Origin of the sequence: Vreelandella gomseomensis (assembly GCF_031451645.1) — a bacterium.
Classification (GTDB): domain Bacteria; phylum Pseudomonadota; class Gammaproteobacteria; order Pseudomonadales; family Halomonadaceae; genus Vreelandella; species Vreelandella gomseomensis.
The window spans coordinates 167,977-182,425 of the sequence record NZ_JARWAI010000002.1; the positions used below are offsets into that span (position 1 = coordinate 167,977).

At 62.3% G+C, this 14,449-nt stretch carries 14 protein-coding genes; 10 read left to right on the forward strand and 4 right to left on the reverse strand.

Annotated features, from left to right (window positions below; translation table 11 throughout):
- Positions 1–69 precede the first annotated feature (69 nt).
- Both efp and epmA read left to right on the forward strand, forming a co-directional pair.
- Positions 70–636, forward strand: a complete 567-nt coding sequence (gene efp, locus QC815_RS02910; RefSeq protein WP_230446570.1) for an elongation factor P — start codon at positions 70–72, stop codon at positions 634–636.
- A gap of 71 nt (positions 637–707) precedes the next feature.
- A complete protein-coding gene (epmA, locus tag QC815_RS02915; RefSeq protein WP_309766871.1) occupies positions 708–1,688 on the forward strand; it encodes an EF-P lysine aminoacylase EpmA in 981 nt (326 codons plus the stop codon).
- A 4-nt stretch (positions 1,689–1,692) separates the two neighbouring features.
- On the opposite strand, the gene asd is transcribed toward epmA, so the two are convergent.
- The 3 genes from asd to rsgA are packed head-to-tail and all read right to left on the reverse strand — an operon-like array spanning position 1,693 to position 4,407.
- Positions 1,693–2,526: an archaetidylserine decarboxylase gene (gene asd / locus QC815_RS02920; protein WP_309766873.1), complete on the reverse strand. Its 834-nt coding sequence runs from the start codon at positions 2,524–2,526 to the stop codon at positions 1,693–1,695.
- Positions 2,527–2,536: 10 nt separating this feature from the next.
- Positions 2,537–3,370, reverse strand: coding sequence for a sulfurtransferase (locus QC815_RS02925; RefSeq protein WP_230446573.1), 834 nt, complete (start codon positions 3,368–3,370; stop codon positions 2,537–2,539).
- Positions 3,371–3,387: 17 nt separating this feature from the next.
- Entirely contained in the window at positions 3,388–4,407 is a 1,020-nt protein-coding gene (rsgA, locus tag QC815_RS02930; protein ID WP_309766875.1) for a small ribosomal subunit biogenesis GTPase RsgA, read from the reverse strand.
- A gap of 88 nt (positions 4,408–4,495) precedes the next feature.
- On the opposite strand from rsgA, the gene orn reads away from it, so the two are divergent.
- Positions 4,496–5,077, forward strand: coding sequence for an oligoribonuclease (orn, locus tag QC815_RS02935; RefSeq protein ID WP_309766877.1), 582 nt, complete (start codon positions 4,496–4,498; stop codon positions 5,075–5,077).
- Positions 5,078–5,083: 6 nt separating this feature from the next.
- Here the strand turns inward: orn and queG are convergent, their stop codons facing one another.
- Complete coding sequence (gene queG, locus QC815_RS02940; RefSeq protein WP_230446576.1) at positions 5,084–6,175, reverse strand: tRNA epoxyqueuosine(34) reductase QueG; 1,092 nt, start codon at positions 6,173–6,175, stop codon at positions 5,084–5,086.
- A gap of 126 nt (positions 6,176–6,301) precedes the next feature.
- On the opposite strand from queG, the gene QC815_RS02945 reads away from it, so the two are divergent.
- From QC815_RS02945 to hflX, 7 genes are all read left to right on the forward strand, one after another.
- Positions 6,302–7,795: an NAD(P)H-hydrate dehydratase gene (locus QC815_RS02945; protein WP_230446577.1), complete on the forward strand. Its 1,494-nt coding sequence runs from the start codon at positions 6,302–6,304 to the stop codon at positions 7,793–7,795.
- 11 nt (positions 7,796–7,806) lie between these two features.
- Positions 7,807–8,304, forward strand: a complete 498-nt coding sequence (tsaE, locus tag QC815_RS02950) for a tRNA (adenosine(37)-N6)-threonylcarbamoyltransferase complex ATPase subunit type 1 TsaE (RefSeq protein WP_230446578.1) — start codon at positions 7,807–7,809, stop codon at positions 8,302–8,304.
- A 122-nt stretch (positions 8,305–8,426) separates the two neighbouring features.
- Complete coding sequence (locus QC815_RS02955; protein ID WP_230446892.1) at positions 8,427–9,788, forward strand: N-acetylmuramoyl-L-alanine amidase; 1,362 nt, start codon at positions 8,427–8,429, stop codon at positions 9,786–9,788.
- A 30-nt stretch (positions 9,789–9,818) separates the two neighbouring features.
- Positions 9,819–11,705: a DNA mismatch repair endonuclease MutL gene (mutL, locus tag QC815_RS02960; RefSeq protein WP_309767066.1), complete on the forward strand. Its 1,887-nt coding sequence runs from the start codon at positions 9,819–9,821 to the stop codon at positions 11,703–11,705.
- A 60-nt stretch (positions 11,706–11,765) separates the two neighbouring features.
- Entirely contained in the window at positions 11,766–12,704 is a 939-nt protein-coding gene (gene miaA, locus QC815_RS02965) for a tRNA (adenosine(37)-N6)-dimethylallyltransferase MiaA (RefSeq protein WP_230446579.1), read from the forward strand.
- A 137-nt stretch (positions 12,705–12,841) separates the two neighbouring features.
- On the forward strand, positions 12,842–13,090 hold the full coding sequence (hfq, locus tag QC815_RS02970) for an RNA chaperone Hfq (RefSeq protein WP_230446580.1): 249 nt from the start codon (positions 12,842–12,844) through the stop codon (positions 13,088–13,090).
- A 37-nt stretch (positions 13,091–13,127) separates the two neighbouring features.
- Positions 13,128–14,438, forward strand: coding sequence for a ribosome rescue GTPase HflX (gene hflX, locus QC815_RS02975; RefSeq protein WP_309766882.1), 1,311 nt, complete (start codon positions 13,128–13,130; stop codon positions 14,436–14,438).
- Positions 14,439–14,449 lie beyond the last annotated feature (11 nt).

The following is a 14,449-nucleotide window of genomic DNA, read 5'->3' on the forward strand; positions in this document are numbered from 1 at the left end:
ACAACGTTCATTAGAGGCAAAGCGACACGTGGCGCCTCACGTTACTGAAACGCATCATTGAGAGGCAATATGGCGAACTATTCTACCAACGAATTCAAGGGCGGTCTGAAAGTAATGCTCGACGGCGATCCTTGCTCGATCATAGAGAACGAGCTGGTGAAGCCGGGCAAAGGCCAAGCCTTTAACCGTGTCAAGCTGCGCAATCTGATGACCGGCCGCGTGGGGGAACGCACCTTTAAATCGGGTGATTCGTTAGAGGGTGCCGACGTCATGGAATTGGAGATGGAGTATCTCTACAACGATAGCGAAATGTGGTATTTCATGAAAACCGACGGTTCCTTCGAGCAGTATGCGGTCGAGAAGAAGGCGCTGGGCGATACGGAAAAGTGGCTGAAAGAACAGGTGCCTTATACCGTTACCTTGTGGAACGACAACGCCATTCACGTGGCACCGCCGAATTTCATTGAGCTTGAGGTGGTGGAAACCGATCCCGGTTTGAAGGGCGATACAGCGCAGGGCGGCTCAAAGCCGGCCACGCTTTCGTCGGGGGCCGTGGTGCGCGTGCCGCTGTTTATCAATGAAGGCGAAGTCCTGAAGATTGATACGCGCAGCGGTGAATACGTTTCGCGTGCCTGATCACGCTGCCTTGAGCATAGCTACCAAGAGCCACGCACCCTGCGTGGCTTTATCGTGTTAGGGAGGCGTTAATGAGCGCTAGCTGGCGGCCGACGGCGGATATCGAGACGTTGCGAGAGCGGGCGCGATTGCTGGCCAAGGTGCGCGCGTTTTTCACCGAGCGCGATGTACTCGAAGTGGAAACGCCCGTCCTGGGCCAGGGGGGGAGCACCGACGTCCATCTTGTCTCGCTTTCCACCCTGGCGCGAACCGATCGTGGTCAGCGCCGACTTTGGCTGCAGACCTCGCCGGAATTTCATATGAAGCGCCTGTTGGCTGCGGGCAGCGGACCGATTTTTCAACTGGCCAAGAGCTTTCGCGATGGCGAGGTAGGGGCTCGGCATAACATCGAATTCACCATGTTGGAATGGTATCGACCTGGGTATTCCCTGGCCGCGTTGATCGATGAAACCGCCACGCTGGTGGCCAGCATTCTGCCGCGTTTCCATGGCTCGGTGGTGCATTACGCTTACCGCCGTCTGTTCCATACTCATCTGGCGGTCGACCCCTTCACTTCATCGCTCGAGACGCTTCGGCGACTGGCCGCAAAGCACGGCCAAATGCCCGCCACGGCATTGGCGAACGACGGGCGTGACACTTGCCTGGATTTGTTGATGAGCATGGTGATTGAGCCTTATCTTGGGCGCAATGAATTAAGCGTGGTCGTCGATTACCCGGCGAGCCAGGCGGCGCTGGCGCGTCGCCATCAGGACGCTGATGGTGAGTGGGTCGCGTCGCGCTTTGAGCTTTACCTGAACGGCATTGAGCTGGCAAACGGCTACGATGAGTTGACCGACGCCGCCGAGCAGCGTGCCCGTTTCGCCGACGACAACGCCGAGCGGCGCAAACTGGGGGTTGGCGAAGTGGATGTGGACGAGCACTTGCTGGCGGCGCTGGATGCGGGGTTGCCGCCAGGCTCGGGGGTGGCCCTGGGCGTCGACCGCCTGATTCAGCTGGCGCTGGGCAAAGCACGCCTGGAAGACGTGCTGACCTTTTCGACGCCGAACTGTTAGGCGATTACGCCATGCCCAGCGTCTGGCCCATCTGCACCATGCTGCCGGTGGGGATGGCTTCAAACGCCACCGGATTGGCGAAGCACATTACCACGGTGGAGCCGAGCTTGAAGCGGCCCATCTCGGCGCCTTTTTCCAGCGTAATCGGTTGGTCGAAACGCATGCGCTGAGGGTGACCGGACAGCGGCGTGACTTGGCCGGACCAGACGGTCTCGATGGCCGCGACGATCATGGCGCCGACCAGTACCATGGCCATGGGGCCGTGCTCGGTATCAAAAATACACACTAAGCGCTCGTTGCGGGCAAAGAGGCCTGGCACGTAGTTAGCGGTGGCTTGGTTGACCGAGAAGAGCCGCCCCGGCACGTAGATCATTTCCCTAAGCGTACCCGTCACCGGCATGTGCACCCGGTGGTAGTCCCGAGGGGAGAGGTAAACGGTGGCAAAGCTGCCGCCTAAGAACTCTTCTGCCAGCGCCGTATCGCCACTGAGTAACGTCTGTGCGGAGTAGGTGTGGCCCTTGGCTTGCACCAACTGGCCCGCCTGCAGGCGGCCGTATTGCGACAGGGTGCCATCCGCCGGGCTGAGAAGCCCATCGCCCAGCGGGCGGGCGTCGGCTTTCAAGGCGCGGGTAAAGAAGTCGTTGAACGTCGCGTAGGCGCTGGGGTCGGGCTCCAGCGCCTGGCTCATGTCCACTTCAAAGCGCTTGATAAAAGCGTTGATCAAGGTGTTTTTGACCCAGCGGTTGTCGCACTGGGCAAAGGTCCCTGTCAGCCGCGATAGGGCATGATGCGGCAGCGGGTACTGAAGCCGGGAAAAGGCTTTTTGGGCAATGGTCACAGTGGTGTTTTCACTTCTCGATCGGTGTGTCGTCGCGGTTGCCCCATTCACCCCAGGAGCCTGGATAGCCACGCATGTTGAAGCCCAGCGCCTTGCCTACCAGCCAGGTAAAGCTGCTGCGATGATGGCTTTGGCAATGGGTGGCAATTTCCATCTCGGGCGTCAGGCCGAGTGCGCCCAGCTCGGTGACCAGCTCGGCGTAGTCGCGTATGCGTAATGCCCGATGGCGATCCATGGCGTTGACCCAGTCCATGTTGACCGCGCCGGGAATGTGCCCCAGGTGCTTGTTATTACCTTTTTCGCCATCGTACTCGGCCTGGGAGCGCGCATCCCACACGGCAAACTGCTTGTCGTCGAGCTTCTGCTTGATCTCGTCGGCGCTGATCATCGCCTGGGGATTGAGGATCTCGGCCTGATAGTCGCTGGGCACCGGCGCGGTGGGCTCGCTGCTTTCTTCAATACCGGCGTCCCGCCAGGCGTGAATGCCGCCGTTAAGATAGGAATAGCGTTGATGGCCAATCAGGTCGAGCGTCCAGAGCAGGCGCGCGGCCCAGCCGCCGCCTTCGTCATCATAGGCCACAACGTGGGTGTCACGGGTGAGCCCCAGGGCGCTGAACAGGCGTGATAGCGCCTCGACGTCGGGCACGTCGTTCGGTACGGGCCCCTCGCCGCGCATCAGGTAGCGGAAATCGAGGAAAATGGCTCCCGGCACGTGCCCCTGACGATAGCTGTCGGAATTGGCTGGCACGTCGATAATCAGCAGTTGCGGGTCGTCCAGGCGTGCTTGAAGCTGTTCGGGTTCGACGATCAGCGGCAGCACGTTGGTTTCAGACGAGGTGCTCATGGGCAGCTCCTTATCGGTTAGGCGTCCAGACTATCAAGGATACGCCGATAGCTGGCAAAACGTTCTGGATGGATCTTGCCTGCCTCGACGGCATCGAGTAAAGCACAACCCGGCTCAGCGCGGTGGCGGCAGTCGCGAAAGCGGCAGTGGCCGATAAACGGACGCAACTCGATAAAGCCCTCGGTGACGTCCTGTTCATCAAGATGAATCAGGCCGAACTCCCGGATTCCCGGCGAGTCGATCAGCTCGCCGTTGGCCACCTCGTCGCTGCGCATGGCGTAAAGCCGCGCCGTCGTGGTGGTGTGGGTGCCTTTACGCGAATCCTCCGACAGCGCGCCGATACGCAGGGTTTCATCGGGCAGCAGCCGGTCGATCAGCGACGATTTGCCCACGCCGCTCTGGCCGACAAAGACCGACGTCCGGCCTTCGAGCTGTTGGCGAAGTGCGTCCAGCCCGGCATCGTTTGCCGTGGTGGTACGTACCACCGGGTAGCCCAGCGCGCGGTAGCGCTCGAGCAGCGTCCCCAGCTCGCCGCCATCGTCGGGGAGCAGGTCGGTCTTGTTGAGTACCAGCACCGGGGTAATTCCCGTGGCCTCGGCGGCGACCAGGTAACGGTCGATCAAGTTGGGGTGGGGAGCGGGTTCGACGGCAAACACGATCAGCAACTGATCGATATTGGCGGCCACCGGCTTGAGCTGGCCGCGGGCGTCGGGGCGCTTCAGGACGCTGTCGCGCTCTTCGCGCGCCACCACCACGCCGGAGCCCTCCTGGCCCGCTCGCCAGATGACCCGGTCGCCGGTCACCAGGCCGTCCAGGTTGGCGCGCAGATGACAGCGCACCGGCTGGTGGCTTGTGTCGCGCACCTCCAGGGTGCGGCCGAAATGGGCCATGACGCGGCCCGGCTGTTCGGCGCCGTATTCCCCTGCGGCCAATTTCTCGGCATCCTGCACGTCGCGCTTTTCAGCGCGCTGGGCCCGCTCAGCCTGCACCTTTTCGACCCGCCAGCGTTGCTGACGGCTTAATTTACGTTTGCTCATGACCACCCGATACTCGGTACAATGGCCCCCATTGTACCTGTTAACTGCCGCCGGGTAACTTGATCTACCCACCTGATTGGAGAGCACCATGAGTGAACATGCCGCGCCGCGCGATGACCTGCTGGTCTGGATTGACCTGGAAATGACCGGGCTGGACCCCAACAAGGAGCGCATTATCGAAGTGGCGACCCTGATCACCGACGCTCACTTGAACGTGATCGCCGAAGGCCCGGTGATCGCCGTGAAACAGCCTGATAGCCTGCTGGCCAGCATGGATGACTGGAACCAAAAGACCCATGGCGAATCGGGCCTGGTGGCGCGGGTCAAAGCCAGCGACGTCGGTGTGGCCGGGGCTGAACAGCAGACGCTGGACTTTTTGCGCCAGTACGTCGTGCCGGGGTCGTCGCCCATGTGCGGTAACAGCATTCACCAGGACCGGCGTTTCCTGGAGCGCGAAATGCCGGCGTTGTGGGCGTTCTTCCACTACCGCAACCTGGACGTTTCAAGCGTCAAGGAACTGGCCAAGCGCTGGAACCCCGGCGCCCTGGCCGGGTTTAAAAAGCAGAATGTCCACCTGGCCATGGACGATATCAAGGAATCGATTGCCGAGCTTTCCCATTACCGCAATACGTTCTTGCGCCTCGAGGCACAGAGCGACGAGGAAGAGTAAACGCGCCTAGGACGCCTCGGTGGCAATACGCGTGGCGCGTTTCAGACGCTGTTCCTCAAGCGCCCAGGCAACGTGCTCGCGTACCAGGGCGCTGGGGTAGGCCCGTCGTGACCAGAGTGCGGCCTCCAGCGCCTCGCTCCAGGGCGCGTTGCCCAGGCCCACGGCGATATTACGCAGCCAGCGCTCGTAGCCGATGCGCCGGATGGGGCTGCCTGCGGTCTTGGCCAGAAACTCGTCTTCGCCCCAGGCAAACAGGCGGATAAGCGAGGCACGATCAAGGTCGTGGCGCGGGGCGAAGTCGTCTTCCTGCGTGACGCGGGTAAAGCGGGTGAACGGGCACACCAGTTGGCAGTCGTCGCAGCCGTAGATACGGTTGCCCATGGCGCGGCGGTATTCAACGGGAATCGCGCCGTGCAGCTCAATGGTCAGGTAGGAGATGCATTTGCGCGAGTCGACCACCTTGTCCTCGACGATGGCGCCGGTAGGGCAGGCGGTGCGGCAGGCGTTGCAGCTGCCGCAGTGCTCTCCCTCAAAGGGGGCGTCAACGGGCAGGGGCAGGTCGGTGTAAAGTTCGCCCAGGAAAAACAGCGAGCCGGCCTTGGGGTTGAGCAGCATGGCATTTTTGCCGAACCAGCCAAGGCCGGCTTTCTGTGCCAGGGCGCGCTCCATCACCGGGGCGGAGTCGACAAAGGCGCGATAGCCGAACGCCCCGACCTCGTGCTCGATCTGCTTCGCCAACTGCGCCAGGCGTTTGCGCATCAGTTTGTGGTAATCCCGGCCGAGGGCATAGCGCGACACGTAGGCACGTCTGGGCTGGCCGAGCACCTTGGTGCTTTCCACTTCGGCGGGGAGGTAATCCATGCGCACGCTGATTACCCGCCGGGTGCCGGGCTCGAGTTCGTCCGGGCGGGTGCGCTTGGTGCCGTGCTTGGCCATGAAGCCCATGTCGCCGTGGTACCCTTTGTCCAGCCAGGCGTTAAGATGCGCTTCATGGTCGCCCAGTTGGGTGTCGGTGATGCCAACCTGCTGAAAACCAAGCTCGCGACCCCAGGTTTTGATGAGGTCGGCAAGGCCGGCAAGGGTGTCGTCTGAAAGCATGGGCGCGCGCCGCTTCGTCGCAAAAATGAAAAGCTCGAGGAATTGGGTGTCGATACTCAACGGTAAGCCGTAAGCCGCGCTATGCTAACGCATTGCTGGCCGTCACAACATGCGAAAGGAGAGATCGTGTCTCGCTTAACAACGTCTTCGTTACGTCCTCTTTATAAAGCGGCTCAAGTACGCGAGCTCGACCGGCGCACCATTGCCGGGGGGATCGATGGTTTCGCGCTGATGCAGCGCGCAGCGTCCAGCGCCTGGCACAGCTTTCGCTCCCGCTGGCCCCAGGCTCGCAGCGTGACGGTACTCTGCGGTAGTGGCAATAACGGCGGCGACGGCCACGTGCTGGCGGCGCTGGCGATGCAGTCGGGGCTTAAAGTGCAGCGTATTTCGCTCAAACCGCTGGAGGAACTCAAGGATGACGCCTATCGCGCCGCCCAGCTGGCCAGCCAGGCCGGGGTGAGCTGCGAAGAATGGCATCCGGCGACGGTGTTGTCCGGCGAAGTGGTGGTCGATGCGCTGCTGGGAACCGGCTTGAACGGCGAGGTGTCGGGGCGCTACCGGCGCACCATCGAGGCGATCAATGCGGCCCCTCAGCCCGTCCTGTCGATCGACATTCCCTCGGGGCTGGCCGCCGATACCGGCGCGGTGCTCGGCGTGGCGGTGGAAGCCGCCTGCACGGTAACCTTCATTGGCGACAAGATCGGTCTGCACACCGGCGATGCGCCGGCGTATACCGGTGAAATCGACTTCCGTCCGTTGAGCGTTAAAGCCCAGGCGTTTTTTGATATCCCGCCTACCGCGTGGCGCCTTGACGATGCTCTGCTGGGTGAGGCATTTACGCCACGGTCGCGCACCAGCCATAAAGGCCGCATGGGGCATGTGCTGGTCATGGGCGGCGCCCCCGGCTTCGGCGGGGCGGCGCTGTTGGCGTCCCAGGCGGCGGCGCGTCTTGGTGCGGGCAAAGTCAGCCTGGCGACCGCTGCCGACCACATCACCGCCAGTCTGGTACGTTGCCCGGAAGTCATGGCTCATGCGGTTCGCGGCGGCGCGGACGCCAGCGAGCTGCCGCATCAGGCCGATGCCGTGGTGGTGGGGCCGGGACTTGGTCAGGCGGCCTGGGGGCAGGCGGTGCTGCAGAGTGCGCTGCAGGCGAGCGTGCCACTGGTCGTCGACGCCGACGGGCTGACGCTGCTGGCGCGCCACTGGCCGGATATGCGCCGTGATGACTGGGTGCTCACCCCGCACCCCGGCGAAGCGGCTCGCCTGCTGGGCTGCACCGTTGAGGAAGTACAGGCGGATCGGCCCGAGGCCGTCCAGGCCCTGCAGCGCGCCCGTGGCGGCGTCGTCATCCTCAAGGGCGCGGGCAGCCTGGTTGCGGGGCCGGGCGGGCTGATGGTGTGCCCGTACGGCAACCCCGGCATGGCCAGCGGCGGCATGGGCGATGCGCTCAGCGGGATGCTCGGCGCGCTGATTGCCCAGCGCGGCGATATCGAAACCAGCGCCTGGCTGGGCACCCTGGTGCATGCGTTGGCCGCTGATCGGGCGGCAGCAGCGTGCGGTGAGCGTGGCTTGCTGGCGAGCGATCTGGCATCCTATGCGCGAGAATTGATCAACCCGTGAAGGCAGCCCACATGCAGGTGCAACTGGATAATGAACAGGCTCAGGTCGCCTTTGGTGAAGCCCTGGGTAACGTATTGCAGGGACGCGGGCGTGTTTATCTGGAGGGCGACCTGGGCGCGGGCAAAACGACGTTGACACGTGGGGTGTTGCGGGCCTATGGGTATCAGGGGGCGGTCAAGAGTCCCACCTATACGCTGGTGGAGCCCTATGAGCTGCCCGGCCAGCGGCTTTATCATCTGGATCTTTACCGCCTGTCCGACCCTGAGGAACTTGAGTTCATTGGCGGTCGTGAGGTGCTGGCCGACGATGCGCTGTGCCTGATCGAGTGGCCTGGCCGAGGGGAAGGCTGGCTGCCGGCGCCGGATATCCGCCTGCAGCTGGAAGTGGTTAATTCCGGCCGTCGAGCGCGACTGAGCGCCGGCAGCGACTTCGGTCACGGGGTGCTGGCTACCTTGCAGAACCGTCTGTCGGACTATCCCCAGCAGGATGGTGTTTTTCAATGGTCGTAACCGCAATGGTCACAAGGGTAAAGGCGATAAACAGACGCTCGATACGCCGGCGGGTATGTTGCGTCGTGGCGGTTCTGTCAGCGAGTTTTGGCACGTCGCTTCAGGCCGCCACCGTCGAAGGCATGCGGCTCTGGGCAGCGCCGGATCACGCGCGGCTGGTGCTTGATCTGTCCGGCCCGGCGTCGGCCAATGTGTTTTCCCTGGAGAGTCCTGACCGCTTGGTCATCGACCTTGACGAAAGTCAATTGGAAGCCGACCCGGACAGCCTGGCGTTGGACGACAGTGCCATCAGCACCGTGCGTACCGGTACCCGTAACGGCAACGGACTGCGGGTCGTGCTCGAGCTCAACCGCGAGGTGGCACCGCGCCACTTTACCCTGACGCCCAACGATCAATACGGCCACCGGCTAGTGGTGGATCTGGAGTACCCCGGCGAAAGTGCGGTCGAAAACCCCATCGATCCCATCGAGGCCATGATTCGTGATCAGGAGATGGAGGCACAGCGTGCGAGCGCCCGGTTGGGCGACCGTCAGCAGGCGTCGCCGCCAGCGGACGCGCCGAGGGGCTCTGAAGAAGCCAAGCCGCACCCTAGGCGCGATATCATTATCGCGGTGGACGCCGGGCATGGGGGCGAAGATCCTGGGGCAATCGGCCCATCCGGCACCCGGGAAAAAGACGTCGTGCTGGATATCAGTCAGCGTCTGGCCAACACCATCAACGCAGTGGACGGCTTCAAGGCGGTGCTGATCCGCGACGGCGACTATTACCTGGGGCTGCGACAGCGTACCCAGCTCGCCCGGGAGCAGAAAGCCGACTTCTTCGTGTCGATTCATGCCGATGCCTTCAACAGCCCGCGTCCCCAGGGAAGCTCCGTGTATGCGCTGTCCCAGCGGGGCGCGACCTCGGAAACCGCGCAGTGGCTCGCCGATAGCGAAAATCGCTCCGACCTGATCGGCGGGGTGGACGGCAACCTGTCGCTGCGCGACAAGGATCAAGTGCTTCGCGGCGTACTGCTGGACTTGACCATGACGGCCACGCTCAACGATTCGTTGTCGATTGGCGGGCAGGTGCTGGATCAGCTCGGTCGGGTCAATCGGCTGCATAAATCGCGGGTCGAACAGGCGGGCTTCATGGTGCTCAAGTCGCCTGACATCCCCTCGCTGCTGATCGAAACGGGGTTTATCTCCAATCCCGATGAAGAGCGGCGATTGCGGGATCCCGTCCACCAGCAACAGATCGCCGAGGCGGTCTTCAGCGGCTTGCAAAGCCACTTCGAACGCTATCCGCCGCCGGCAAGCCTGCTTGCCTGGCAGCGGGATAACCAGCGCCGCCCGAGTGGCGACGAATACCGTATTCAGTCCGGCGACACGCTCTCGGCGATTGCGGTGCGCCACGGGGTGCCGATCAACCAGCTCAAGCAAGCCAACGACCTCAACGGCGATGTCATCCGCGTGGGGCAAGTGTTGCGTATTCCCAGTTCATGAGGTGCCGTGTTGTCTGAAACAACGTCCGCTATGCCGCGCATACACGTCCTGGATCCCCGGTTGGCGAACCAGATTGCGGCCGGGGAGGTGGTCGAGCGTCCGGCATCGGTTACCAAAGAGCTGATCGAAAACGCCATCGATGCGGGCAGTCAGCGCATCGAGGTGGATATCGAAGCGGGCGGCGCGCGGCTGATCAAGGTGCGCGATGACGGTGTCGGCATTGGCGAACAAGACCTGCCGCTTGCGCTGGCGCGCCATGCCACCAGCAAGATTGATAGCCTGGAAGACTTGGAGGGCGTGAGCTCGCTGGGCTTTCGCGGCGAGGCCCTGGCCTCGATCAGTTCGGTGTCGCGTCTGGAGCTCATCTCCAACGCGGCGGACGACCCGCGCCAGGGCTGGCGCGTCGTGGCCGAGGGGCGGGGCATGGAAACACGCGTCACGCCAGCGCCGCATCCACGCGGCACCAGCGTTGCCGTACGCGACCTGTTTTTCAACACCCCGGCGCGGCGCAAGTTTCTGCGTACCGAAAAAACCGAATTCGCCCACGTGGAAGAGGCGTTCCGCCGCCAGGCGCTGTCGCGCTACGACATCGCCTGGACATTGCGCCACAATCAAAAGGTGGTGCATCAACTGCCCGCAAGCCATTCGTCTTCCGCCAGCGAGCGGCGCATTGCCTCGCTGTTGGGCAACAACTTTATCGAGCACGCGCGCTATATCGAGCGCGAAGCCGGGGCGCTGCGCCTGAGCGGCTGGGTGGGGTTGCCCACGCATTCCCGCGCCCAGGCGGATCAGCAGTATTTTTTCGTCAACGGTCGCGTCGTTCGCGACCGACTGGTGGCCCATGCCGTTCGCCAGGCCTACCGCGACGTCCTGTATAACGGCCGCCATCCGGTCTTTGTGCTGTATCTGACCCTTGACCCCGATGTCGTTGATGTCAACGTTCACCCTACCAAGCACGAAGTGCGTTTCCGCGATGGCCGCATGGTGCACGACTTTCTGTATTCGAGCCTGCATCACAGCCTGGCAGACGCACGGCCAAACGACGGCGATACCCCGGAGGTGGCAGCATCCGAACCCGCGACCGCCGAGGAAGCGCCGACGGACACGGCGCGCTGGCAGCAACAGGGCATGGCACTCGCGCCTTCCAGTGATCGCCATCCGGGTGGTGAGCGGGTGCGTCGCTTCATGCAGGGCTACCAGGCGTTACACCCTGACCACGAAGAGACGCTGCTGACGCCGCAAACCGGCGCGTCTCACAAGGCATCCGATGAGGCGCACGGAGCGGTGCGCGAAGCGCCCGTGGCCATGCCGGAGGCAGATCCGGCCAGCGCGCCGCCGTTGGGCTTTGCTCTCGGTCAGCTTCATGGCGTCTATATATTGGCGCAGAACGTCCACGGCCTGATCCTGGTGGATATGCACGCCGCCCACGAGCGGATTGTCTACGAGCGCATGAAAACCCAGCTGGCGGCGACCCGCGGGATCGACACTCAGCCGCTGTTGGTGCCCGTGTCGTTAGCCGCCAGTCACGCCGAAGTGGCCACGGTGGAAAGCGAACGCGATGCCATCGCCAAGTTGGGGGTCGAGCTGGATGTTGCCGGCCCCGAGACCTTGCTGGTTCGCCAGCTACCGGCCATGCTGGCCCAGGCAGACCCGGAGGCGCTGGTACGCGAGATGCTCGAGGAGTTGGCGCGCTTTGGTCGCACGCATCAGGTCGAGGCACGGATTCACGAGCTGCTTTCCACCATGGCGTGTCATGGTAGCGTTCGGGCCAACCGGCGGCTGACCCTGGACGAAATGAACGCGCTGCTGCGCGATATGGAACGCACCGAGCGCAGCGACCAGTGCAATCATGGACGACCCACCTGGACGCAGATGGATATGAACGCCCTGGATCGCTTGTTCATGCGTGGCAAATAGCCCTGTCAAGTGGCAAAGCAAGGCGTGGCTTTTTGATTGTTAGTGGAGTTTTACCAGCGCATGGCTGATACACGCCCTTGGGCGATTTTTTTGATGGGGCCGACCGCCGCGGGCAAAACCGACACGGCCATCGCGCTGCACGAGCGGCTGGGGCACCAGCTGATCAGCGTTGACTCGGCGATGGTTTACCGCGGGATGGATATCGGCAGCGCCAAGCCCAGTGCCGATGAGCTGGCCCGCGCCCCCCACCGCTTGATCGACATCCGTGACCCGGCAGAGCCGTATTCAGCGGCCGATTTTCGCTTTGAGGCGCTTGATGAGATGCGACAAATCAGCGCGGCGGGTCAGGTACCGCTGCTGGTCGGCGGTACCATGCTTTACTACAAGCATTTGATTGAAGGCGTCGCTAATCTGCCTCCGGCCGACGCGGCCATTCGCCAGGATCTCGATGCGCGCTGGCAGAAAGAGGGGCTGGTGGCTCTGCACCGAACGCTTTCCGAGGTCGATCCGTCCTCGGCCCAGCGTATTCACCCCAATGACCCGCAGCGCCTGATGCGCGCCCTGGAAGTGTATTACGCCAGCGGGCGTCCGATGAGCGCCCTCTGGGCGGAGCAGCAGCCTGAAACCTTTCCCTGGCGGGTGCTGTCGATAGCGCTGTTGCCCGCAGAACGTTCGGTATTGCACCAGCGCATCGCACGCCGTTTTGAAACGATGCTGCAAGAGGGCTTGATAGATGAGGTCGCCGCCCTCAAACAACGAGATGACTTGCATGGCGATCTACCCGCGATGAAAAGCGTTGGCTACCGACAGGTATGGGAATACCTGGAAGGCCGCTATGATGACGATACACTGGCAGAGCGCGGCATCATTGCCACCCGCCAGCTCGCCAAGCGGCAGATTACCTGGCTCAGACGTTGGCCGTCGCTGCACTGGATCGATACGCTGCAGCCCAACGCCCTGGATAAGGTGCTGAAAATCGTGCGTGAAAGCAGCGCTTAGCGTAAGATAGAAGGCTCGTAAGTGATGTTTTCGAGTGGCCGAGTGAGCAGGCCTTTCGGGCAACGAGATGTCGGCGTAGCACCAGTTGGGCACGCCATCCATAACCAACCCCCAACGACAGTTTTAGGGAGAGCAACATGTCCAAAGGGCAGTCCCTTCAAGACCCGTACCTGAACATTTTGCGCAAGGAGCGCATTCCGGTCTCTATTTTTCTGGTCAACGGCATCAAGCTGCAGGGCCAGATCGAATCCTTTGACCAGTTTGTCATCTTGTTGCGCAATACCGTCAGTCAGATGGTTTATAAACATGCGATTTCAACCGTTGTGCCGTCGCGCAACGTACGGTTACCTGTACAGGATCCGGCCGCTCCGGACGCTGATGAGTAATCCGTTGGGATATGCAGAACAGTCCATGAGGTATTGATTGTTTTTTGAACGCCCCGAAGCCGGAGAGACGGCTCTCCTTGTTCACGTTGATTTTCAAGATGAACAAGCGCGTGAAGACCCGGGTGAGTTTCTGGAACTCGTGCGCTCTGCCGGTGCAGAGCCTGCGACGTTGCTCACGGCTAGCCGACATCGTCCTGACTCGCGCAGCTTTATAGGGTCAGGCAAGTTGGAGGAGCTGCGGGCAATGCTCGCAGCGCACGAAGCCGAACTGGTGATCTTCAATCATGGTCTGAGCCCCTCGCAGCAACGTAATCTGGAACGTGATCTCAAATGCCGTGTGCTGGATCGCACGGGGTTGATTCTGGATATCTTTGCACAGCGGGCGCGTACCCACGAAGGCAAGCTGCAAGTCGAACTTGCCCAGCTCGAATATGTATCCACGCGCCTGATACGCGGGTGGACGCACCTGGAGCGCCAGAAAGGCGGTATTGGCCTGCGCGGTCCGGGTGAAACCCAGTTGGAAACCGACCGGCGTCTGCTGCGTGGGCGTATCAAGTCGATTCATAAACGCCTCGACAAGGTACGCAGCCAGCGTGAGCAGAATCGCCGTGCCCGTGCGCGGGCCGAAATTCACAGTGTCTCGTTGGTCGGCTATACCAACGCAGGCAAGTCAACGCTCTTCAATGCGTTAACGCAATCAAACGTGTATGCTGCCGACCAGCTGTTTGCAACGCTCGACCCAACGTTGAGGCGCCTGGAAATCGAAGACGTGGGGCCTGTGGTGATGGCTGACACCGTCGGCTTTATTCGGCATCTCCCCCACAAGCTCGTTGAGGCTTTTCAGGCCACGCTGCAGGAGGCCGCCGAAGCCACGCTGCTGGTGCACGTCATCGACGCGGCAGACCCTGATCGGGATCTCAACGTGGAGCAGGTCGAGCGCGTGCTTGAAGAAATTGGCGCCGATGACGTGCCGGTGCTGAAGGTCATGAACAAGATCGACATTCTGGACAGCGCCCCGCGTATCGAGCGTGACGGCGAGGGGCTGCCTGAGGTTGTGTGGCTTTCGGCCCAGCAGGGCAAGGGCCTTGATCTGCTTCACGAAGCGCTTACCGAGCGCCTTGCCGGTGATGTCATCGGCTTTTCGCTGACGCTGTCCCCCGAGCAGGGCAAGCTGCGGGCAGGCCTCCATGAGCTCAACGCTGTGCGTGAAGAAGCCTTTGATGAGCAAGGGCGCTCGGTGCTGGATATTCGCCTGCCGCGGCGTGACTTCAATCAGTTGATGGCGCAACTCGGCGAGCGCGCCAACACCTATCTGCCCGCCGAGCTGCGCGAAACGAAAGAGTGGTGACGCTTCGAGAC